The sequence below is a fragment of the Bradyrhizobium sp. AUGA SZCCT0176 genome, assembly GCF_018130145.1.
In the GTDB taxonomy this organism is placed as follows: Bacteria; Pseudomonadota; Alphaproteobacteria; order Rhizobiales; family Xanthobacteraceae; genus Bradyrhizobium.
The window spans coordinates 615,546-637,407 of sequence record NZ_JAFCMB010000003.1 but is presented as its reverse complement, the minus strand read 5'-3'; the positions used below and the strand labels follow the sequence as shown (position 1 = coordinate 637,407).

Sequence of the window (21,862 nt, the reverse complement as noted above, 5' to 3'; positions counted from 1 at the left end):
TCATTTGGGGGGAAAAGGGTAAATACTTAGACAGCGCCGACGCAGTAGAACTACGGAACCATTGAAATGGTTGAAGTTTTTATGTTTGCACGCAGGTTCCCCGTCCGGAACCCAATGTGACGTGACACGTTAACAAAATATCAACAGCGCTATTCCAGCCGAGGGGGCCCGCATGCTTGTCAGCGTACTCGTCACGTTTCTCGTCGTTATCCTCGTTCTCTATCTCATCAACCTGCTGCCGCTTGATGGCCGCGCCAAACAGATCGCGCGAGTCGTCGTGATCATCCTCGGCGTGATCTCGCTGTTGAAATACATCGCGGTGATCTAGCGACCGCCCAAACAAAAAGCCCCGGCGCTGCCGGGGCTTTTCATTTTGAGGATTCTATTTCAGTGTCCCGAACCAGTCGTCCACGTCCTTGCGGATCTGGTCCTTGGCGAAGCCATAGCGTTGCTGCAGCTTGCCTTCGAGTTGCTCACGACGGCCTTCGATCACATTGAGATCGTCGTCGGTGAGCTTGCCCCATTTCTCCTTGGCGGCGCCCTTGAACTGTTTCCAGTTTCCTTCAACCCGGTTCCAATCCATCGTCATTTCTCCCTGTGAGTTGAGATGAATTCTCAACGGGCGCACGATCCAAACGTTCCTGTGATGCGGCAAAGCGGCACCAGCCCTGCGACAGATCGCGCGCCGCCTCCCGTATTTAAACGGGGCGTCCGACCGGCTGCGGAACCGAGGTTGCATGCGAAGACAAACTGAACGTTAACGCGAATAGTCAATAGTCCTCGCGTTTCAAGCGAATTCAAGTTCGGCTCGCCAAGAGCGGAACCGGATCGATTTTGAGGAAACGTTGGCAATGAAGCTTCGTTTGACGATTACGCGCGCCATAGTCCTGTTCGGCCTTGTCACGGCAATCGGTCTTGGAGCCGTGGTGTTCACCGGCATCTTCGCGCTCAGCGAGGTCAAGGTCGGCGGACCCCTCTACAACAAGCTCAAGCTCGGCAACGATCTGATCGCCGACATCCTGCCGCCGCCGGAATATGTGATCGAATCCTATCTCGAAGCCACTCTTGCCCTGAACAATCCGGCTGAACTCGCCAACCGTCGCGAGCGGCTGAAGCAATTGAAAAAGGAATATGACGAGCGCCACGAGTTCTGGGTGAAGTCGGACCTCGAGCCTGTGGTCAAGGCAAAGTTCGTTGTGGATTCGCATCGCGAGGTGCAGCGCTTCTGGACCGCCATCGAGCAAGCGTTCCTGCCGGCCCTGGCCAAGGCAGACGCCGCCGCCGCGGCAAAGGCGTATTCGGAAATCTCGGCCGCCTATCTGGCGCACCGCGCCCTGATCGACGAAATCGTCAAGAAGACCACTGACGACAACGCGGCCATCGAAACTGCCGCGACCCAGCGTGTCGGCACGTTCAACGTTATTCTGTGGGGCATCTCGGCCCTGGTCTTCCTGATCATTGGCGGCGGCCTTGTCGGCGTTGGCCTCGGTGTGATCCGGCCGATGACCCGCATGACCGGCGTGATGGCACGGCTCGCCGGCGGCGGATTGGACATTGAAATACCGTCCCTCAAACGAACGGATGAAGTCGGCGCCATTGCCCGCGCCGTCCAGGTGTTCAGGGAAAACGCGCTGCGCGTTCAGGCCATGGAATCCGAGAAGGCCGGCCTCAAGCTCAGGGCGGAGGAAGAACGCAAGCTGGCGATGAGCCAGGTCGCCGACGGCTTCGAGCAGGCGATCGGCAAGATCATCGAGGCCGTATCAACGGCCTCTTCCGAAATCGAACTCGCCGCCGGCAGCCTGACCAGGACGGCCGAAACCAGCCATAAGCATACGGCAGAGGCGGCATCCGCTTCCGACCGTTCATCGGCCAATGCGCAATCGGCGGCTGCCGCTTCGGAGCAGATGGCTTCCTCGGTGACCGAAATCGGCCGGCAGGTGAAGCAATCGGAAGACATCACCCATGCAGCCGTGCGTCAGGCCGAACAGACCAATGAGCGGATCGCGGAACTGTCGCAGGCGGCCGGCCGCATCGGCGAAGTCGTCAAGCTGATCGCGGCGGTGGCCGAGCAGACCAACCTGCTGGCGCTCAATGCGACCATCGAAGCGGCGCGCGCCGGCGAGGCGGGTCGCGGCTTTGCGGTGGTGGCTTCCGAGGTCAAAGCGCTTGCCGCCCAAACCGCCAAGGCGACCGAGGAAATCGGCGCCCAGATCACGCAGATGCAGTCGGCAACGGAGCAGTCAGTGTCCGCGATCAAGGCGATCGGCGGCACGATCGGGCAGATCTCCCAGATTTCAACGGCGATCGCCGCCGCCGTCGAACAGCAGGGCACCGCGACGCAGGAGATCGCGCGAAACGTCCAGCAAGCCGCTCAGGGCGCCATCGAAGTTGGCGGTTGCCTCGCCGATGTCAGCCGAGGTTCGGCCGACACGCAGGCGGCGGCCGAACAGGTTCATGGTTCCGCCCGTTCGCTCTCGCAGGAAGGCCATTCCCTCAAGCTCGAAGTCGGGAAATTCCTGCATACGATACGCGCGGCCTGATATCCGGATGGAGCTCAGGCCGGCCGGTCAGCCGGCCGCCTTGGCTTCGCGTCGGCGGGCGGTGAGGATGTATTCGGTGTAGCCGTTCGGCTGCTCGCGGCCCTTGAACACCAGGTCGCACGCCGCCTTGAAGGCGATGCCGTCGAAGCCGGGCGCCATCGGCTTGTACAGCGCATCGCCCTTGTTCTGGCCGTCGACGACGACCGCCATGCGCTTCAGCGACTCCATCACCTGATCCTTGGTGATGACGCCCTGATGCAGCCAGTTCGCCAGATGCTGGCTGGAAATGCGCAAGGTCGCGCGGTCTTCCATCAGGCCGACGTCGTGGATATCAGGCACCTTGGAGCAGCCGACGCCCTGGTCGATCCAGCGCACCACATAGCCCAAAATGCCCTGGCAGTTGTTGTCGATCTCCTGCTTCACGTCGTCGGGGGCCCAGTTCGACTGCGACACCGGAATGGTGAGGATGTCGGAAAGTTTCGCGCGCTGGCCGCCCTTGGCGAGCTCCTGCTGGCGCGCCTGCACGTTGATCTGATGATAATGCAGCGCGTGCAGCGTGGCGGCGGTCGGTGACGGCACCCAGGCGGTGGTGGCGCCGGCCTGCGGATGGCCGAGCTTCTGCGTCAGCATGTCGGCCATCTTGTCGGGTGCTGCCCACATGCCCTTGCCGATCTGGGCATGGCCGGGCAGGCCATCGATCAGGCCCATGTCGACGTTCCAGTCTTCATAGGCCTTGATCCAGGGCTGCGCCTTCATGTCGTTCTTGCGGATCATCGGACCCGCTTCCATCGAGGTATGGATCTCGTCGCCGGTGCGGTCGAGGAAGCCGGTGTTGATGAAGCAGATCCGCTTCGAGGCGTTCTGGATGCAGGCCTTGAGGTTGACCGTGGTGCGGCGCTCCTCGTCCATGATGCCGACCTTCATGGTGCTCTCGGGCAGCGACAGCATCTTCTCGACCTCGCCGAACAATTCGCAGGTCAGCGCGACCTCGTCGGGGCCGTGCATCTTCGGCTTGACGATGTAGACCGAGCCGGTGCGGCTGTTCTTGGTCTTCGAGCCGCCCTTGAGATCGTGGATCGCCAGCAGGCCGGCGACGGCGGCATCGAGCAGGCCTTCGGGAATCTCCTCGCCCTTTGAGTCCAGCACGGCGTCGGTGAACATGTGATGGCCGACATTGCGCATCAATAGCAGGCTGCGGCCGTGCAGCGTGAGGTCCTTGCCGTCGGCCGTCTTGTAGACGCGGTCGGGGTTGAGCGAACGCTTGAGCGTCTTGCCGCCCTTGTCGAAATCCGCCGACAGCGTGCCGTCCATCAGGCCGAGCGTGTTGCGATAGACCAGCACCTTGTCCTCGGCATCGACGGCGGCGACGCTGTCTTCCATGTCGAGGATGGTCGAGACCGCCGATTCCAGGATCATGTCGGCGACACCGGCAGGATCGTCCTTGCCGATGGTGCTGCTGCGATCGATTTTGATTTCGACATGCATGCCGTTGTTGACCAGCAGGATCGCGGTCGGCTCGGCAGCGTCGCCCAGATAGCCGGCGAACTGTTCGGCCGACTTCAGCGCGGTGGCGTTGCCGCTCTTCAGTTTGACCGCGAGCTGGCCGGCGATCACGCTGTAAGACGTCACGTCGGTGTGGCTGCCGGTCGCGAGCGGCGCGGCGGCGTCGAGGAACGCCTTGGCCTTGGCGATCACCTTGTCGCCGCGCGCCTTGTTGTAGCCGCGGCCAGCCTCGCTCGCCTCGTGCGGGATCGCATCCGTGCCGTAGAAAGCATCATACAGGCTGCCCCAGCGGGCATTCGCCGCGTTCAAGGCATAGCGGGCGTTGGTGAGGGGGACGACGAGCTGCGGTCCGCAGATCTTGCCGATTTCCTCGTCGACATCAGCGGTTTCGACCTTGTGGGTCGCGGGCTCCGGCAAGAGGTAGCCGATCTCCTTGAGGAAGGCCGTATAGGCGTTCATGTCGAACGCCTTGCCCTTGTTGGCGCGGTGCCAGCCGTCGATCTTGGCCTGCAGTGCGTCGCGGACGGCGAGCAGTTCGCGGTTTTTCGGTCCCAATTTGGCGATGATGGCGGCAAGCCCGGCCCAGAATGCGTCGGGGGAAATCCCGGTTTTGGGGGTCGCCTCCTTGGCGATGAAATCGAACAGTTCAGGGGCGATCTTCAATCCGTGGGCATCGACACGATTCATGATGGGCTTTCTCGGGGTAGAAACGGCGAACAGGAAGGCGTTTTCAGTGTGAAAACAGCAAAAGCGCGCCAAAAGGGGCGGCGTCGGCCGCCCTTTTAGCCCTAAAGCCGGGTCGATGAGAAGGCCCCAAAAAGCCTAGATATTGGCCGCCAGGTCCACCAGTTCGTCGAACAAAACGCCGGTCTCGGCCAGCATCCGTTCGATCGCGTCGGTGGCATCGGCCACCGTCCGGGTTGAGGTGTCGATCGTCAACTCGCAACTAGCCGGCGGCTGATAGTCGTTGGTGATCCCGGTGAACGAGGGGAGCGTGCCAGCACGGGCCTTGGCATAGTGGCCTTTGGGATCGCGGCTCTCGCACACTTCGGCAGGAGCGGCGACGTGGATTTCGCGGAAGGCGGTATCGGCGATGCGGCGCGCCACTGCGCGATCCGCAATCGCGGGCGAAACCGCGGCGACGATCGCGACGTGGCCGTTGCGCGCCAGATGGGTGGCGACTTCCGCGAGGCGGCGAATGTTTTCGCTGCGGTCCTGCGGCGAAAAGCCGAGATCGTTGTTGAGGCCGGCACGCAGGGTGTCGCCATCAAGCAGGATCGGTGAACCGCCGCGAGAGAACAGCCGGCGCTCCAACGCGCGGGCCAGCGTCGATTTTCCGGAGCCGGGCAGGCCCGTCAGCCAGATTACCGCGCCGTTATGGTGATAGCGCGCCGAACGCTCTTCGGGACGCAGCGCGGATTCCACCGGAACGATGTCGATGGGAACGGCGCGTTGTCCGGCATCGACCGACAGCACGAGGCCGCCGCCGGCAATGCGGCCATTGACCTCGATCACCAGCCGTCCGGTGCGCGGATTGTCCTGATAGGGGTCGGCCGCAACCGGCTGCGCCAGCGAGATGTCGATTTCGCCAACGTGATTGCGCGCGATCGACTTGGTCTCCGCATTGGAGAGTTCGCCGGGATCCACCGCCTTCTCGATCGCGACCACCTGGGCGCGGCTTTCGCGGGTGCCGAGGCGGATCAGGATCTGCTCGCCCTTGGTGAGCGGCTTGTCGTGCAGCCAGAAAATCCTGGCGCGAATCCGCCGCGTGTCGCGCGGGGTCGCGCCGGCATGGGCGATCACGTCGCCGCGTTCGATGAACAATTCGCGGTCGAGCGTGATGCCGACCGACCGGCCGGCGCCGTGGCTGCCGTTGACCGGCGTCACCGGCCAGCTCTCGACGGTCTTGATCTTCGCGATCTTGCCGGCGGGCATGATGACGATCTCATCGCCGGCGCTGAGACTGCCGGATTCGATGCGGCCGGCGACGATGCGGCGATCGTCGAATTTGTAGATCGCCTGCACCGGCAGCCGCAGCGCGAGCTGCTCCAGCGGCCGGGCCGGCTCGAGCGCATCGAGCGCCTCGACCACGCTCGGCCCCTGGTACCAGGAGATCCGCGGCGTGCGTTCGGCAACGCCGTCGCCGTCGCGCGCGGAAATCGGAATCACCGCCGATGGCGTCACGCCGAGGCCGATCAGATGCGCCGAAATCTCGTCGCTGATCTCCTTGAAACGTTCCGCGCTGAAGTCGACCCGGTCCATCTTGTTGACGACGATGGCGACCTGCTTGATGCCGAGCAGATGCAACAGATAGCCGTGCCGGCGGGTCTGGTCGCGCACGCCTTCCAGCGCGTCGATGATCAGCACCGCGCCGTCGGCCTGCGAGGCGCCGGTGATCATGTTGCGCAGGAATTCGGCGTGGCCGGGCGCATCGATCAGCACGACGTCGCGCGACATGGTGCGAAAGCGGATCTGCGTGGTGTCGATGGTGATGCCCTGGTCGCGTTCGGTTTGCAGCGCATCCAGCAGAAACGACCATTCGAACGGCATGCCGCGCCGCGCGCTGACGGCTTTCAGCATTTCCAGCTTGCCCTCGGGCAGGCTGCCGGTTTCATGCAGCAGGCGGCCGACGAGGGTGGATTTGCCATGGTCGACATGGCCGACGATGACGATGCGAATCTGTGGCCGCGTCGTGCCGTTGGGTGTCGCCAATACGCTTGAGGGGAGGATCATGTTCATCGCAGCACTCACACCTAATGTCCGTCAGAGATAGCCGGCGACACGCAGCCGCTCGAATGCATCTTCGGTTTCGTGATCGAGCGCGCGGCCCGCACGTTCCGGCACCTTGGTGCCGTCGAGTTCGGTCAGGATCTCATCGATGCTGGAAGCGGTCGACGCCACCGGATTGGTGATGTCCTGATCGCCCAGCGAGCGATAACGCTTGCCGTCCTTCGACAGGTACAGCGGGATGATCGGAATGTTCTCGCGCTTGGTGTAGGCCCAGATGTCGGCCTCGGTCCAATGCAGGATCGGGTGGATGCGCAAATGCGCGCCTTGCGGCGGCGAGGCGTTGAAATGGTCCCAGAATTCCGGGGGCTGATCGCGCACATCCCAGCCGCCTTCGAGGCCGCGAGGCGAGAACACACGCTCCTTGGCGCGGGTGGCTTCCTCGTCGCGGCGAATGCCGGCGATCAATCCGTCAAAACCGTATTTGGTCAGCGCCCATTTGAGGCCTTCGGTCTTGCGGGCGGCGGAACGCGCGGCCGGCGGCAGTGTCGGATCGACGGCGTCGATCGACGGGCAGGGCTCGATCTTGAGATCGAGTTCCCATTCCTTGCCGAAGCGATCGCGGAACGCATACATCTCGGCAAATTTCTTGCCGGTGTCGACATGCAGGGCCGGGAACGGCACGCGGCCGAAGAAGGCCTTGCGCGCCAACCAGATCATGACGTTGGAATCCTTGCCCAGCGACCACAGCAGCGCCAGCTTCTTCAACCGCGCGAAGGCTTCGCGCAGGATGTAGATGCTCTGCGCCTCGAGTTCGTCGAGATGGTCCATCGAGGGCGGCGGCAGCTGCCCATGGGCCAGAACTTTGGGTGCGGATGAGGCCTGGTTGAAGGCCGCGGGCTGTAACCCGTGTCCGCCGGATTCCTTGTTGAGAAGATGCATCTCTTGGCCTTGGACTTGAGAGTGGAAAAATTCTAAAGTTGCGCTGCAAAAGAGAAGGAATAATTTTCTCTTTTTTGGCCTTGATCCAGAGATAAATAGAAAATAATTTCAGTCAACCCCAAATTTGGGGAAGCGAGTATCTGATGCGCTATCTGCCTGTGTTTCTTGATCTGCAAAGCGGCAAGGTGCTGCTCGTTGGAGCGGGCGACCTCGCACGCGCCAAATTGCGGTTGCTCGCCGCTGCCGGTGCGCAGGTCCGCTGGTTCGCGACCGATGGCGATCAGGACCTCTCCGGCATTGCCGCTGAGGATGCGGCGCGGATCGAACCGGCGGCCGGCGATCCGCTCACGGCCGATCTGTCCGGGGTGATCGCGATCCTCTGCGCCGGCGCCGGCGACATTGGCGTGGCGATGTCGGCACGCGCCAAGGCGGTCGGACTGCCCGTCAATGTGATGGACGACCTCGTCCATTCGACTTTCATCTTTCCCGCCATTGTCGATCGCGGCGACGTCGTCGTTGCCGTCGGCACCGGCGGCACCTCGCCGGTCGTGGCGCGCCGCGTGCGCGAGTCTATCGAGGCTGTCCTGCCGGCGCGGATCGGCGACCTCGCCAGCTTCATCGGCGGCTTTCGCAAAGCGATGCATGCGCGCATCCCCGAATTTTCGTTGCGCCGCCGTTTCTGGGAACGCGTGATCGACGGACCGATCGGCGCGCTGGTCTTGGCCGGGCGCAAGGACGAAGCCAAAAAGGAACTGCAGGCGATCGCGAACCCTTCCGCTTTCGCCGGCGCCAATGATCAGGGCAAGGCCGAGGGCCGGGTGACGCTGGTCGGCGCCGGGCCGGGCGATCCGGACCTGCTCACCATCAAGGCGCTGCGCGCGCTGCAGGACGCCGACGTCGTGTTCTACGACGAACTGGTATCGCCGGAGATTCTCGATCGCGTGCGCCGCGATGCCTCGCGCATTCCGGTCGGCCGCCGCGTCGGCCGGCCCGGTATCGGCCAGGATGCGATTAACAAATTGCTGATCGAGGCAGCCAAGTCAGGCCAGCGCGCGGTGCGGCTGAAGGGCGGCGATCCCTTCATCTTCGGCCGCGGCGGCGAGGAAATCGAAGTGTTGCGCGCGGCCGGCGTCGCCTATTCGGTGGTGCCGGGTATCACCGCCGGATTGGGCGCCGCGGCGCAATTCGAAGCGCCGCTGACCTATCGCCACGAGGCGCTGCGCATCACCTTCCTCACCGCGCACAAGGCAAGGGACGCCGAAACCGTCGACTGGTCGGTGCTGACAGACAAGAAGATGACCATCGTGGTCTATATGGGCATGACCGCGGCACCCGCGATCCGTGCGGGCCTGCTCGCCGCCGGACGCTTGCCGCAAACGCCGGTCGGCGTGTTCGCGCGGGTGACACGGCCGGACGCCCAGGCGGTGGTCGGCACGCTCGAACATTTGCCGGCGCTGGTCGAACAAATCGACGGCGGTCCCGCCGTCCTCATCATCGGCGACGTGGTTGCGCATTCCGCACCGTGGCGCCTCGCTAGTTCAAACCTTGCCGATCTCGATCAAGTGATCTCCGAATTGAGGGATGCTGCAGAATGACTTCTCCGTTACAACAAAAGATCAAGATCACGGGACCTTCGATGGTCACCGCCAACCGCACCTGGGATGGCGTCGTGATCTATCGCACCGCGCAGCAAGGCTGGTCGGCGAACCTGTCGGACGCCGTGATCGTGCGCACCTCGGATGAGGCGCGGACACTGCTTGGTGAAGCCACCGCCGATGACGTCGGCGCGATCGGCCCCTATATCGCGCCGGTCGAACTCAAGGACGGCGGCGAAATCAAGCCCGGCAATCTCCGCGAACATATCCGGTCGGAAGGCCTCACCATCGATCTGCTTCCGGTTCCGGCGTAAGGCGCATCCATCATGTACGCATATGACGAACTCGATCGCACGCTGATCAACGAACGCGTGTCTGAATTCCGCGACCAGGTGAAGCGCCGCCTCTCCGGCGAACTCACCGAGGACGAATTCAAGATGCTGCGCCTGCAGAACGGCGTCTATCTGCAACTGCACGCCTACATGTTCCGCGTCGCGATTCCCTACGGCACGCTGTCGTCCAAGCAGTTGCGCGCGCTGGCCCGCGTCGGACGCCGCTACGACCGCGGCTATGGCCATTTCACCACAAGGCAGAACATCCAGTTCAACTGGATCAAGCTGGCCGAATTGCCGGACGCGCTGGCGGACCTTGCCGAGGTCGGCATCCATGCGATGCAGACGTCCGGCAACAACATGCGCAACGTCACCTCGGACCAGTGGGCCGGCGTCGCGCCGGGCGAGGTCGAGGATCCCCGCATCTGGTCGGAAATCCTGCGCCAGCACACCACGCTGCATCCGGAATTCTCGTTCCTGCCGCGCAAGTTCAAAATCGCCATCACGGCATCCGAGCACGACCGCGCGGCGATCAAGGTGCACGACATCGGGCTCCGCCTGTACAAGAACGCGGAAGGCGAAACCGGCTTTGAGGTGCTGGTCGGCGGCGGTCTCGGCCGGACGCCGTTCATCGGCAAGACCATCAAGCCGTTCGTGCACGGCCGCGACATCCTGAGCTATGTCGAGGCGATCCTGCGCGTCTACAACCAGTACGGCCGCCGCGACAACATCTACAAGGCCCGCATCAAGATTCTGGTGCACGAGCTCGGCATCGAGAAGTTCGCGCGCGAGGTCGACGACGAATGGAAGCAGATGGGCGACGTCGGATTGACGCTCGACCATTCCGTCATCGAGGAGGTGCGTTCGCGCTTCTCCTATCCGGCCTATGAGAAGCTGCCGCACATGCCGGACGAACTGAAACAGGCCGCACATGATCCGCTGTTCGAGCGCTGGCGCAGGAACTCGGTGTTCCCGCACAAGGTCCAGGGCTATTCGATCGTGACGCTGTCGCTGAAGCCGGTGGGCGCACCGCCCGGCGACGCCACCTCCGACCAGATGGACGCGGTCGCCGATCTCGCCGACCGATATTCCTTCGGCGAAATCCGCGTCGGCCACGAACAGAATCTGTGCCTGCCGCATGTCGCCAAGCGCGACCTGCCGCAGCTATGGAAGGCGCTCGACCGGATCGGGCTCGCCACGCCGAACGTCAATCTGGTCACCGACATCATCGCCTGCCCCGGGCTGGATTATTGCTCGCTGGCCAATGCGCGCTCGATCCCGATCGCGCAGGAGCTGACCCGTCGCTTCGCCAATCACGACACCGCCGAACTGATCGGCCGGCTGCACATCAATATTTCCGGCTGCATCAACGCCTGCGGACATCACCACGTCGGCCATATCGGCATTCTCGGCGTCGAGAAGAACGGCGAGGAGTATTACCAGATCACGATCGGCGGGCGCGCCGACGAGGGCGCGCAGATGGGTACGCTGATCGGCCCGGCGATTCCCTATGCGGAAGTCGCCGACGTGATCGAGGATATTGTCGAAGCCTATCTCGCACTGCGCGACCGCCCCGAGGAGTTGTTCGTGGATGCGGTGAAGCGCCTGGGTGTCGAGCCATTCAAGGAGCGGGTCTATGCCACTCGTTAAGCAGGGTAGAATCACCACCGATCTGTTCGCCCATGTTGCCGACGGCGCCGAGTTGCCGGGCGATGGCGCGATCCTCATTCCGGCGGCGCGGTTCCTGGAGGATCCGGAAACCCTTCTCAAGCGCGCCGGCAAGGTCGGCGTGATCTGGCCGAACAACCGCGACCTCGACGAGCTCGTGCCGTATCTCGGCCGGCTGGCCGCGGTGGCGCTGGTGTTTCCCTCGTTTCGCGACGGCCGCGCCTACAGCCAGGCGCGCCTGCTGCGCGAGCGTCACGGCTTCGACGGCGAATTGCGTGCCACCGGCCAGGTGCTGCGCGACCAGTTCGTGTTCATGCTGCGCGCCGGCTTCGACACGTTCGAGGTCAGGAAGGACAGCGACGCCGAGGCGTTTGCCTCTACCGCAAAAAGCTATTCGGTGTTCTACCAGCCGACCGGCGACGGCCGCCTCACCGCGCTGCATCGGCGGATGCAGTTGCGTCATTCGGAGAGTGCCGGCCAGTGAACGCGCTCGTACCTCAGTCAGTGATAGAGAAAGCTTTGGACCTGCCGCCGGCGCAGGCGCTCGATCGTGCGCTCCGCAGCGCCTCATCAGCGGAAGTCATTGAAGCGGCGTTGAAGACCGTCGGCCGCGAGAAGTTGGCGGTGGTCTCGTCGTTCGGCACCGAATCGGCGGCACTGCTCAAGGTGATGGCAGACGTCGATCCGGCGATTCCCGTGATCTTCCTCGACACCGGCTGGCTGTTCGAGGAGACGCTGGCCTATCGCGACACGTTGATCGCAACGCTCGGCCTGCGCGACGTCCGCTCGATCAAGCCGCTGGAAGAAACTTTGTCGCGCGCGGATCCGGACCGCGAATTGTGGTTCTCCGATCCCGACGCCTGCTGCCGTATCCGTAAAGTCGAGCCGCTGGCGCGGGCGTTGGCGCCGTTCTCAGCCTGGATCAACGGCCGCAAGCGCTTCCAGGGCGGCCAGCGCGCCGAGATGGCGGTTGTCGAAGACGACGGCGCCAGGCTGAAATTCAACCCGTTCGCCAATGTCGCGCGCGAAGACATCGAGGCGATCTACCAGCTTTCGAAATTGCCGCCGCATCCGCTGGTGGCGTCGGGCTACCTGTCGGTCGGATGCATGCCGTGCAGCAGCCGGACCTCGCCTGATGAAGACGCGCGTGCCGGTCGCTGGCGCGGAAGAGCCAAGACAGAATGCGGCATCCACACGATCAAGACTTCATAGGACAATGACGCTGCACCGCCGCAAACAATGAAATGCGGTTTCGTTGACTAAAGGCCACTTCGCCGCGAGTTATGTCCGGTGTGCTGCGATGATATCCTTCATCAGGCCGAATGGAGATTGAGATGTTCCGTCGTATTCTGCCCCTCGTCGCGGGACTGCTCTGGGCAGGTTCTGCGCTCGCCGCCGATGTGTCGCTGCTCAACGTGTCCTACGATCCGACGCGCGAGCTCTATGCCGATTTCAACAAGGCGTTCATTGCCGCTTACAGTAAGGAAACCGGCAAGAGCGTCGAGATCAAGCAGTCGCACGGTGGCTCCGGCTCGCAGGCGCGTTCTGTGATCGACGGGTTGCAGGCGGACGTGGTCACGCTGGCGCTGGCCTATGATATCGATGCGATCGCCGGCAAGGGCCTGGTGGCGCCGGATTGGCAGAAGCGCCTGCCGCTCAACGCCTCGCCCTACACGTCGACGATCGTGTTTCTGGTGCGCAAGGGCAATCCCAAGGCCATCAAGGATTGGGACGATTTGATTAAACCCGGCGTCAGCGTCATCACGCCGAATCCGAAAACGTCGGGCGGAGCGCGCTGGAACTATCTGGCGGCATGGGGCTATGCCGAGAAAAAATTCGGCTCGTCCGACAAGGCCAAAAAATTCGTCGGCGATCTTTTCAAGAACGTGCCGGTACTCGATACCGGCGCACGGGGCTCGACCGTGACCTTCGTCGAGCGCGGTGTCGGCGACGTGCTGCTGGCGTGGGAGAACGAGGCTTTCCTGGCGCAACGCGAATTCGGCAAGGACAAATTCGAGATCGTCTCGCCGCCGCTGTCGATCCTGGCCGAGCCGCCGGTCTCCGTGGTCGACAAGGTGGCCGACAAGAAAGGCACCCGCGCGGCGGCTGAAGCCTACCTGAAATACTGGTATACCAAGGAAGGTCAGGAAATCGCCGCACGCAACTCCTACCGTCCGCGCGATTCGGAGATCGCCAAGGAATACGAAAAATCTTTCGCCAAGGTCGAACTTTTCACCATCGACGACGTTTTCGGTGGTTGGGCAAAGGCGCAGAAGGAACATTTCGCCGAAGGCGGTATCTTCGACCAGATCTACAAGAACTGATCTGGGACGATTTACCGAGCAATCAGGGGGACTTGTGAGCATAGCGGTGGCACGGCGGAGCAGCTTGCCGGGGTTTGGTCTCACCATGGGACTGACCCTGACATGGCTCTCCATTATTATCCTGTTGCCGCTGGCCGGCCTGTTCCTCAAGACGTTCGAGCTCAGCCTCGATCAGTTCTGGGGCATCATCACCAGCCGCCGCACGCTCAATGCGCTGAAGATCTCGTTCGGGCTTTCGTTTCTCGCCGCCCTGGTCAATCTGGTGATGGGGACCATCATCGTCTGGGCGCTGGTGCGTTATCGCTTTCCCGGCCGCCGGCTGTTCGACGCCATCGTCGATATCCCCTTTGCGCTGCCGACCGCGGTCGCCGGCGTCGCGCTCACGCAACTGTTTGCACAAAAAGGCTGGCTCGGTGCGCCGCTGGCCGAACTTGGCATCAAGGTCGCGTTCACGCCGATCGGGATATTCATCGCGATGGTGTTCATCGGCATTCCCTTTGTGGTGCGGACGGTGCAGCCCGTGCTGATCGATCTCGACGTCGAGATCGAGGAGGCGGCGGCAAGCCTCGGGGCCAACCGCTGGCACACCGTGTTCAGGGTGATCCTGCCGAGCTTGATTCCGGCGCTGTTGACCGGTTTCGCACTGGCGTTCGCGCGCGCGGTCGGCGAATACGGCTCCGTCATCTTCATTGCCGGCAATTTGCCGAACGTGTCGGAAATCGCGCCTCTCCTGATCGTGATCCGGCTCTCCGAGTTCCGCTACGCCGATGCGACCGCGATTGCGGTTGTCATGCTGCTGGCGTCGTTCCTGATCATCTTCGCGGTCAATCGCCTGCAGCGCTGGGCCCAAACCCGTATTCCGGCGCATTGAGGGACTGATGTCGACGCAATCGAGTGTGGTGACGTCAGCGACCGAGTTGCGGGCCTATGCCCCGACGGCGGACCTCACCGTTTCCCCGCCGCCTTCGCGTATCGAGCGTGCGCGCCCGCGCACCGGGACATCGCCGGACAATCTGCGTACCGAGCCTGGGCCGGTCCGTTTCATCATCATCACCCTTGCGGTCACCTTCCTGTCGGTGTTCGTCGTGCTGCCGCTGGTCGTGGTGTTCGCAAGCGCCTTTTCCAAAGGCATCGGCACCTACCTGGCGGCGCTGGGCGAGCCGGAGGCGCTTTCCGCGATCAAGCTGACGCTGCTGGTGGCGGCGATCTCCGTCACCCTCAATCTGGTGTTCGGCGTGATTGCGGCCTGGGCGATCGCCAAGTTCGATTTCACCGGCAAGACCTTCTTGATCACGCTGATCGATCTGCCTTTCTCGGTCAGCCCCGTGATCTCGGGTCTCGTTTTCGTGCTGCTGTTCGGCGCGCAGGGCTTTTTCGGCACATGGCTGCAGGCGCATGACATTCACATCCTGTTCGCCGTGCCCGGCATCGCACTGGCGACCATCTTCGTGACGTTTCCCTTCGTGGCGCGGTCGCTGATCCCGCTGATGCAGGAGCAGGGCACGCAGGAGGAGGAGGCGGCGATCTCGCTCGGTGCGTCAGGCCTGCAGACCTTCTTCCGCGTCACCCTGCCCAATATCAAGTGGGGCCTGCTGTACGGCGTATTGCTGTGCAACGCGCGCGCCATGGGCGAGTTCGGCGCGGTGTCGGTCGTGTCCGGCCATATCCGCGGCGAGACCAACACCATGCCGCTGCTGGTCGAAATCCTCTATAATGAATATCAATTCGTGGCGTCGTTCGCGATTGCGTCATTGCTGGCGATGCTGGCGTTGATCACGCTGGTCGTGAAGACCGTTCTCGAGCGACGTCTGGACGAAGGACAGGAACCGCGTGACCATTGAAGTCAAAAACATCGTCAAGAAGTTCGGCAGCTTCGCTGCGCTCGACAATGTCGACCTGAAAGTCGACCAGGGCGAATTGCTGGCGCTGCTCGGCCCCTCCGGCTCGGGCAAGACCACGCTGCTGCGGATCATCGCCGGGCTCGACTGGCCGGATGCCGGCGAGGTGTTGATCGACGGCGAGAACGCGCTGGCGCGCGGCGCCAGCGAGCGCCACGTCGGTTTCGTGTTCCAGCATTACGCGCTGTTCCGCCACATGACGGTGTTCGAAAACGTCGCCTTCGGCCTGCGGGTGCAGCCGCGCGCCATTCGCAAGGACGAGGCCACCATCCGCGCCCGCGTCAAGGAATTGCTGGATCTGGTGCAGCTCGACTGGCTGTCCGACCGCTACCCCAGCCAATTGTCCGGCGGCCAGCGCCAGCGCATTGCGCTCGCGCGTGCACTTGCGATCGAGCCGCGCATCCTGCTGCTCGACGAGCCGTTCGGCGCGCTCGACGCCAAGGTGCGCAAGGAATTGCGGCAATGGCTGCGCTCGCTGCATTCGGAAATCCACGTCACCTCGATCTTCGTCACCCACGATCAGGAAGAGGCGCTCGAAGTCGCCAACCGCGTGGTGGTCATGGACAAGGGCCGGATCGAGCAGATCGGCACGCCCGGCGAGGTCTATGATCACCCGGCGACCGCGTTCGTGCATGGCTTCATCGGCGAGTCGATCGTGCTGCCGGTGGATGTCAGCGGCGGTTCGGTGCGGCTCGGCGGCCGGCCGCTCAATATCGCCGCCAATGGCGCGGCTTCCGGGGCCTCGAAACTGTTCGTCCGGCGCCATGACATGCAGATCGGGCCGGCCGGTTCCGGATCGCTGGAGGGCGCCGTGCGCCATGTCCGTTCGTTTGGTCCGATCCAGCGGGCCGAGGTGGCGCTGTCCGGCGGCGAGGGCAAGACCATCATCGAGATCGACGCCCCCCGTGACCGGGAACTCCAGGCCGGCGAAATCGTCAGCCTGCAGCCCCGCCGCTACCGTATTTTTGCGGCCCAGGATTGAGGACGAAGTCGTCATTCCGGGGCGCGAAGCGAACCTCAGGTGCGCAATTGCGCACGGGGAATCTCGAGATTCCGGGTTCGTTCGCTTCGCTCACGCCCCGGAATGACGGCTAGAATTAGCCCCGCGTTCACCATTCAGCCACGGTTGGTATGCAACAACTGCGTGACATCACGGGGGTTGATTCATGCGCGCTGCGGCCGCGATAGCTGGACTTTTGTTGCTGGGCGGCTGCATGGCCGACACCGCCAGGGCGCCGGACCAGCCGACCATGTATCTCAGCATGGCCAATGGCGGCGCCACGCTGGATCCGCAGGCCGCGGCTTCGATTATTTCGCTCTACCGCCAGAACAACGGCCTTGCCGCCGTGGCTGTTGACCCTGACCTGATGAAACTCGCCGAAGCGCAATCTCAGGCCATGGCCAAACGCAACAAGCTCGATCATGACGTCAAGGGCCCGCTGGAAAAGCGCCTCGGCGCTTCCGGATATCCGGCCAAGCTCGCGGTTGAAAACGTGTCGGCCGGCTATCACACGCTGGCGGAAGCGTTTTCGGGCTGGCGCGACTCGCCGCCGCACAAGGCCAACATGCTCAAGAACGGTGTCACAAAATTGGGCATCGCGGCGATTTATGCTCCCAACACCAAGTACAAGGTGTTCTGGACGCTCATTCTGGCGTCAACCTAGAACCTGATAAATTAGGCGTGATCTTTGCTTGGGTCTCGCCGATTGACGCCGTCGCGAACTGCCGCCACGGTACCAACGCTATTGCCCTCTAGTTGGCGGTCACGATGGACAGTTCCGGCTCCGCGCCCGCAACGACGCCCGCCAAAGCGCAACGCGTGCTGGTGCTGCAAGGCGGCGGTGCGCTCGGCTCCTACCAGGCCGGCGCCTTTCAGGCGCTGTGCCGTTCTGGCTTCGAGCCGGAATGGGTGGCGGGCATCTCGATCGGTGCGATCAATGCCGCGATCATTGCCGGCAACGACCCTGCGACACGTGTCGATCGCCTGAAGGAATTCTGGGACATGGTGTCGTCCCCGGTGTCGTGGAATCCGATTACGCCGGGTGACCGCGCGCGGTCGCTGTTCAACGAGACCAGCGCCGCCTTGATCGCGACCTTCGGCGTGCCCGGATTCTTCACGCCGCGGCTTCCGCCGGCGCCGCTGTGGCCGCCCGGCAGCGCGCAATCGCTGAGCTATTACGATACCGCGCCACTGAAGAAGACGCTGGAAAACCTGGTCGACTTCGACCGCATCAACGACCTGAAGATGCGGCTTTCCGTCGGCGCGGTCGGCGTGACCTCGGGCAATTTCAAATATTTCGACAATGTGGAATTCAAGAAGCTCGGCAAGAAGATCGGGCCGGAGCACATCATGGCGTCCGGCGCGCTGCCGCCGGGTTTTCCTTCCATCCTCATCGACGGTGAGCATTACTGGGACGGCGGCATCGCCTCCAACACGCCGCTCGATTTCGTGCTGGACGAGGAAAGCGACCGCGATCTCCTGATCTTCCAGGTCGACCTGTTCAGCGCGCGCGGCGATCTGCCGGCCACGCTGCTGGAGGCCGCCGAGCGTGAAAAAGACATCCGCTTTTCCAGCCGTACCCGAATGAACACCGACAAGAACAAGCAGGTGCACAACACGCGCAAGGCGCTCCGTGAATTGATCGCCAAATTGCCCGATGATCTCAAGAGCGATCCGTCGGTGGCGATACTGTGCAATGCGGTCAAGGAAAACACCGTCACGGTGGTGCACCTGATCTACCGCAGCAAGAACTACGAATCCTCGTCCAAGGATTACGATTTCTCGCATGTCGGGGTGGTCGAGCACTGGAACGCGGGCGCCCGGGACGTGCATTTGTCGATGCGTCACAAAGAATGGCTAGAACGGCCGCAGTCGGGGGAGACCATGGTGACCTACGATCTCACGAGGGACGTTTCCAGCGCCCCCGAAAGCAAAAAACAGGAGTGACCAGAATGGGTATTTTGAAAGGCAAGACCGCCGTCGTGACCGGCTCGACCAGCGGCATCGGATTGGCTTACGCGCGCGCTTTCGCCGCCGCCGGCGCCAATATCGTTCTCAACGGCATGGGCGTGCCGTCCGATATCGAGAAGGAGCGTTCCGGCATCGAGACCGATTTCAAGGTTCGGGCCGTGCATTCGCCCGCCGACATGACCAAGCCCGCCGAGATCGCCGAAATGATCGCGCTCGGCGAGAAGACCTTTGGTTCGGTCGATATCCTGGTCAACAATGCCGGCATCCAGTTCGTGTCGCCGATCGAGGAATTCCCGATCGAAAAGTGGGATGCGATCATCGCGATCAACCTGTCGTCGGCATTTCATGCCATCCGCGCCGCCGTGCCCGGCATGAAGAAGCGCGGCTGGGGCCGCATCATCAACACCGCTTCCGCCCATTCGCTGGTGGCCTCGCCGTTCAAGTCGGCCTATGTGTCGGCCAAGCACGGCATCGCCGGCCTCACCAAGACGGTGGCGCTGGAGCTCGCGACCCACAAGATTACCTGCAACTGCATCAGCCCCGGCTATGTCTGGACGCCGCTGGTCGAGAAGCAGATTCCCGACACCATGAAGGCGCGCAACCTCACCAAGGAGCAGGTCATCCACGACGTGCTGCTGGAAGCCCAGCCGACCAAGGAATTCGTGACCTCCGAGCAGGTCGCGGCCCTGGCGCTGTTCCTGTGCGGCGACGATGCCGCCCAGATCACCGGCGCCAACCTCTCGATCGACGGCGGCTGGACCGCGGAGTAGGGCTCAGGCCTCGCATTGATGCGTGTCATTGCCGGGCTTGACCCGGCAATCCATCAAGCTGAAAAAATCTTGCGAAGATGATGGATGCCCGGGTCGAGCCCGGGCATGACGTTGAGGGGTTAGCCGCGCTTCCCGAACGCCAGCACGTGCAGGCCGAGCCGCTGCCGGACGATCCAGAACAACAGCACGGTCTCGAACGCGAGCGAGATCGTGGTTGCGGCCGCGGCGCCGTGGCCGCCGTAGCGCGGCACCAGCAGCAGGCACAGCACCACGTTCATGACAAAGGCGAGCGCATAGGCCAGCGCGCAGATGTGCTGGTGGCCGAGCATGTTGAGCAGCCGCTCGACCGGCCCGATCGCCGAACGCACCACGAGGCCAACGGCAGCGATGAACATGATGTCGTAGCCGACCACGAATTGCGGCCCGAACAGCCACAATAGCGGCTTGCCCAGCGCCAGCAGAACGATGGTGGCCGCGAGCGAGGGCCAGAACGTCCATTGGATCGCGTGCGCCACATAGGCCGACAGCCGCGCCCTGTCGCCGAGCGCATGATATTCCGCAAAGCGGTGCGCGGTTGTTGCCGACATCGCGTAGTGAATGAAGGAAACCAGCGCCAGCGTCTTCACGACCGCGAAATAGACGCCGACTTCCTCCGAGGAGCGGAATTGCTGCAGCATCAGCACGTCGGTGTAGGAGAGTAGCAGATAGAAGCTCTCGACCAGCAGGATCGGCAGCGAGACCGCAAGCCAGCCGCGGAAATCATAGGCCTTGGCGCCGGGCTCGATGTGGCCGGCGAGCCTTCGGTTCAGCACTACCATCTGGCCGATCATGGCGAGCCAGACCGCGGCCGCGCTGGCCAGCATCGCCGCCGTGGCGCCGAGATTGAAGCCGAGCGCGAAGGCGCCGGCGGTGAGGCCGATGATCAGCGACTGGCGCACGATGAATTGCGGCATCAGGCCGAGCCGCATCCAGTCATGCGAGCGCGCGATGCCGTCCTGGGTGTTGGCGACGACGAAGGCGGGCAGCGTCAGGCAGCCGATATAGAGCGGCACGATCGTATTTGGCTCGATCCACGGCGAGAGTGTTTTCACCACCCCCGCCAGCGCCAGCGAGATCAGCGACGAGACCGCGAACGTCATCCAGCGGCTGCCCGAGAGGAAGCCGCGCAGCAGCGCGTGCTGGCCGCTGGTGCGATATTCCGGAATGATTTTTTGCGCGGACGCCGAGATGCCGAAATCCATCATGCTGCCGAGCAGCAGCACCCAGGTCCAGACATAGACATAGACGCCGTAATCCGAGCCGCCCATCCAGCGCGCCAGCAGGATCTGCGAGAAATAGGCCAATGCCGCACTGATCACGCGGATGATGAAGATCGTGCCGGCCAGCCGCTTTGTCAGCGAAGCTTCGCCCGAACCACCCAAGAGACCGCGAAGCAGCGATCGCAGGCGCGCGATCGGGCCGGCAGGCGAAGCGGAGGCGGATTCGGTGTCCATCACGGCCACAGCAAGGCATCCTCGAAAGGCCGCGAGGCGGCGGCGATGCTCCGATGTATCAACGATTCGTTAAGATTCGGTTGGGTGCGGACGCACGCGTCAATCTCCGCGTCGTCCCGGCGAACGCCGGGACCCATAACCACTGGGCGTTATTGCATGAAAAAGGCGTCTACCTGCGGCGTCCTAAAACATCCGCCGCGGCGTATGGGTCCCGGCGTTCGCCGGGACGACGGAAAAAGCTACGGCAAATTCACATTGAACTCATAGGCCCGGTCGCCGCCGACCAGCGTCAGTTTCAGCGCGGCGCCGTCGGCGCTCGCGCCCGGCGGCAGGCCGTCGAGCTCGAAGGCAAAGCGTTTGACGCCGGGCGGACCGCCCTCGATCAGCTTCGGAATCGGCAACGCCCAGTCCGGCGTCGGGCCCTCGACGAACAGGCTGACCTCCTTGCCGCCGGACGCGGTGACGTCGACCAGCACGTTGGCCTTGCCCTCGCGCTTGACGTCGCGAATGGTGAGGGAATTGGGATCGCCGACATTGGCCGGCTTCGGCACCGCGTTGAGCGCATCGGAAAGATTGCCGTCCTCGGTGCTTGCCACACTGGCAAAGGCCAGCTCCGCCTTGGCGTCGACCGGGATGCAGAGCTTGTCGCAGACCGCGTAGTTGATGTCGGCGCGCAGCGTCACCGGCTTGTCGGTGTTCTTGGCGACGATCCGCAGCGGCAGCACGACCTGCTGCTTGTAGCCGAGCGAGACGCCGCCCGCGCCGTCATCGAACTTCATCGGCGCCGGCCACAACACCGTCACCGCCTCGACATTGTCCGACTTGGAGAAATCGAAGCGGGGCGGAACGCCGGAATCGCCGGGCGTCCGCCAATAGGTTTTCCACCCTGGCTGCAGCTGGATTGCGATACCGCCGAGCAGCACTGCGCCGCTGCGCGATCCCGCCAGCAGCCGGATCGCGGAATGGGTGTCGCGCTGCCAGGGCGAGGCATCCTCGGCGCGAACCTCGATGGCTGTGCATGCGACAGCCAGAGTGGCGGCAATGCCGAGCGCGGCCCGCATGGGAACAATGACGGTCATGAGACGTCTTTACAGGCAAG

General features: G+C 63.3%; 20 protein-coding genes. 14 read left to right on the top strand and 6 right to left on the bottom strand.

All coding sequences use genetic code 11. From position 1 onward, the window contains the following. The first annotated feature begins 172 nt into the window (after nucleotides 1-172). Nucleotides 173-328: a Thivi_2564 family membrane protein gene (locus JQ600_RS11225; protein WP_211999735.1), complete on the top strand. Its 156-nt coding sequence runs from the start codon at nucleotides 173-175 to the stop codon at nucleotides 326-328. A 54-nt stretch (nucleotides 329-382) separates the two neighbouring features. On the opposite strand, the gene JQ600_RS11220 is transcribed toward JQ600_RS11225, so the two are convergent. Further along, entirely contained in the window at nucleotides 383-583 is a 201-nt protein-coding gene (locus JQ600_RS11220; RefSeq protein ID WP_211999734.1) for a CsbD family protein, read from the bottom strand. Between the two features lie 268 nt (nucleotides 584-851). Between JQ600_RS11220 and JQ600_RS11215 the strand changes: the two genes are divergently transcribed. After that, nucleotides 852-2,540 carry a methyl-accepting chemotaxis protein gene (locus tag JQ600_RS11215; RefSeq protein WP_212391949.1) on the top strand — a complete coding sequence of 563 codons (1,689 nt, stop codon included), beginning with the start codon at nucleotides 852-854 and terminating at the stop codon, nucleotides 2,538-2,540. A 27-nt stretch (nucleotides 2,541-2,567) separates the two neighbouring features. Here JQ600_RS11215 and JQ600_RS11210 read toward each other — a convergent pair whose 3' ends face one another. The 3 genes from JQ600_RS11210 to cysD all read right to left on the bottom strand — a co-directional run bounded on the left by JQ600_RS11210 (nucleotide 2,568) and on the right by cysD (nucleotide 7,601). After that, a complete protein-coding gene (locus tag JQ600_RS11210) occupies nucleotides 2,568-4,730 on the bottom strand; it encodes a malate synthase G (protein ID WP_212270107.1) in 2,163 nt (720 codons plus the stop codon). A 135-nt stretch (nucleotides 4,731-4,865) separates the two neighbouring features. Then, complete coding sequence (gene cysC, locus JQ600_RS11205; protein WP_212270106.1) at nucleotides 4,866-6,782, bottom strand: adenylyl-sulfate kinase; 1,917 nt, start codon at nucleotides 6,780-6,782, stop codon at nucleotides 4,866-4,868. A gap of 24 nt (nucleotides 6,783-6,806) precedes the next feature. Continuing rightward, nucleotides 6,807-7,601 (bottom strand): sulfate adenylyltransferase subunit CysD, encoded by a 795-nt coding sequence (gene cysD, locus JQ600_RS11200; RefSeq protein ID WP_212270115.1) that lies wholly within the window; start codon nucleotides 7,599-7,601, stop codon nucleotides 6,807-6,809. Between the two features lie 254 nt (nucleotides 7,602-7,855). Here cysD and cysG point away from each other — a divergent pair, with 254 nt between their 5' ends. The 12 genes from cysG (at nucleotide 7,856) to JQ600_RS11140 (ending at nucleotide 19,270) form a co-directional block, all read left to right on the top strand. Continuing rightward, on the top strand, nucleotides 7,856-9,307 hold the full coding sequence (cysG, locus tag JQ600_RS11195) for a siroheme synthase CysG (RefSeq protein ID WP_212391951.1): 1,452 nt from the start codon (nucleotides 7,856-7,858) through the stop codon (nucleotides 9,305-9,307). Then, nucleotides 9,304-9,621 (top strand): DUF2849 domain-containing protein, encoded by a 318-nt coding sequence (locus JQ600_RS11190; RefSeq protein ID WP_212391953.1) that lies wholly within the window; start codon nucleotides 9,304-9,306, stop codon nucleotides 9,619-9,621. Before cysG ends, JQ600_RS11190 begins: the two co-directional genes overlap by 4 nt. Nucleotides 9,622-9,633: 12 nt before the next feature. Then, entirely contained in the window at nucleotides 9,634-11,289 is a 1,656-nt protein-coding gene (locus tag JQ600_RS11185; protein WP_212489906.1) for a nitrite/sulfite reductase, read from the top strand. Further along, a complete protein-coding gene (locus JQ600_RS11180) occupies nucleotides 11,276-11,791 on the top strand; it encodes a DUF934 domain-containing protein (protein WP_212270103.1) in 516 nt (171 codons plus the stop codon). The genes JQ600_RS11185 and JQ600_RS11180 overlap by 14 nt, the downstream gene beginning before the upstream one ends. Continuing rightward, on the top strand, nucleotides 11,788-12,519 hold the full coding sequence (locus JQ600_RS11175) for a phosphoadenylyl-sulfate reductase (protein ID WP_212391957.1): 732 nt from the start codon (nucleotides 11,788-11,790) through the stop codon (nucleotides 12,517-12,519). The genes JQ600_RS11180 and JQ600_RS11175 overlap by 4 nt, the downstream gene beginning before the upstream one ends. Nucleotides 12,520-12,629: 110 nt before the next feature. Continuing rightward, entirely contained in the window at nucleotides 12,630-13,631 is a 1,002-nt protein-coding gene (locus JQ600_RS11170; protein WP_212270101.1) for a sulfate ABC transporter substrate-binding protein, read from the top strand. Between the two features lie 64 nt (nucleotides 13,632-13,695). Next, nucleotides 13,696-14,502, top strand: a complete 807-nt coding sequence (cysT, locus tag JQ600_RS11165) for a sulfate ABC transporter permease subunit CysT (RefSeq protein WP_283813791.1) — start codon at nucleotides 13,696-13,698, stop codon at nucleotides 14,500-14,502. A gap of 7 nt (nucleotides 14,503-14,509) precedes the next feature. Then, a complete protein-coding gene (cysW, locus tag JQ600_RS11160; RefSeq protein ID WP_212489905.1) occupies nucleotides 14,510-15,472 on the top strand; it encodes a sulfate ABC transporter permease subunit CysW in 963 nt (320 codons plus the stop codon). Continuing rightward, the gene (locus JQ600_RS11155) at nucleotides 15,462-16,511 is read left to right on the top strand and encodes a sulfate/molybdate ABC transporter ATP-binding protein (protein WP_192737199.1); all 1,050 of its coding nucleotides are present in this window, start codon (nucleotides 15,462-15,464) and stop codon (nucleotides 16,509-16,511) included. The genes cysW and JQ600_RS11155 overlap by 11 nt, the downstream gene beginning before the upstream one ends. Nucleotides 16,512-16,695: 184 nt before the next feature. Further along, on the top strand, nucleotides 16,696-17,193 hold the full coding sequence (locus tag JQ600_RS11150; RefSeq protein WP_212270098.1) for a CAP domain-containing protein: 498 nt from the start codon (nucleotides 16,696-16,698) through the stop codon (nucleotides 17,191-17,193). A gap of 104 nt (nucleotides 17,194-17,297) precedes the next feature. Beyond that, entirely contained in the window at nucleotides 17,298-18,476 is a 1,179-nt protein-coding gene (locus JQ600_RS11145) for a DUF3734 domain-containing protein (RefSeq protein ID WP_212270097.1), read from the top strand. A gap of 5 nt (nucleotides 18,477-18,481) precedes the next feature. Then, on the top strand, nucleotides 18,482-19,270 hold the full coding sequence (locus JQ600_RS11140; protein WP_212270096.1) for a 3-hydroxybutyrate dehydrogenase: 789 nt from the start codon (nucleotides 18,482-18,484) through the stop codon (nucleotides 19,268-19,270). 119 nt (nucleotides 19,271-19,389) lie between these two features. On the opposite strand, the gene JQ600_RS11135 is transcribed toward JQ600_RS11140, so the two are convergent. Both JQ600_RS11135 and JQ600_RS11130 read right to left on the bottom strand, forming a co-directional pair. Beyond that, nucleotides 19,390-20,763, bottom strand: coding sequence for a flippase (locus tag JQ600_RS11135; protein WP_212489921.1), 1,374 nt, complete (start codon nucleotides 20,761-20,763; stop codon nucleotides 19,390-19,392). A gap of 239 nt (nucleotides 20,764-21,002) precedes the next feature. After that, complete coding sequence (locus tag JQ600_RS11130) at nucleotides 21,003-21,842, bottom strand: protein-disulfide reductase DsbD domain-containing protein (RefSeq protein WP_212489904.1); 840 nt, start codon at nucleotides 21,840-21,842, stop codon at nucleotides 21,003-21,005. Between the last annotated feature and the right edge of the window lie 20 nt (nucleotides 21,843-21,862).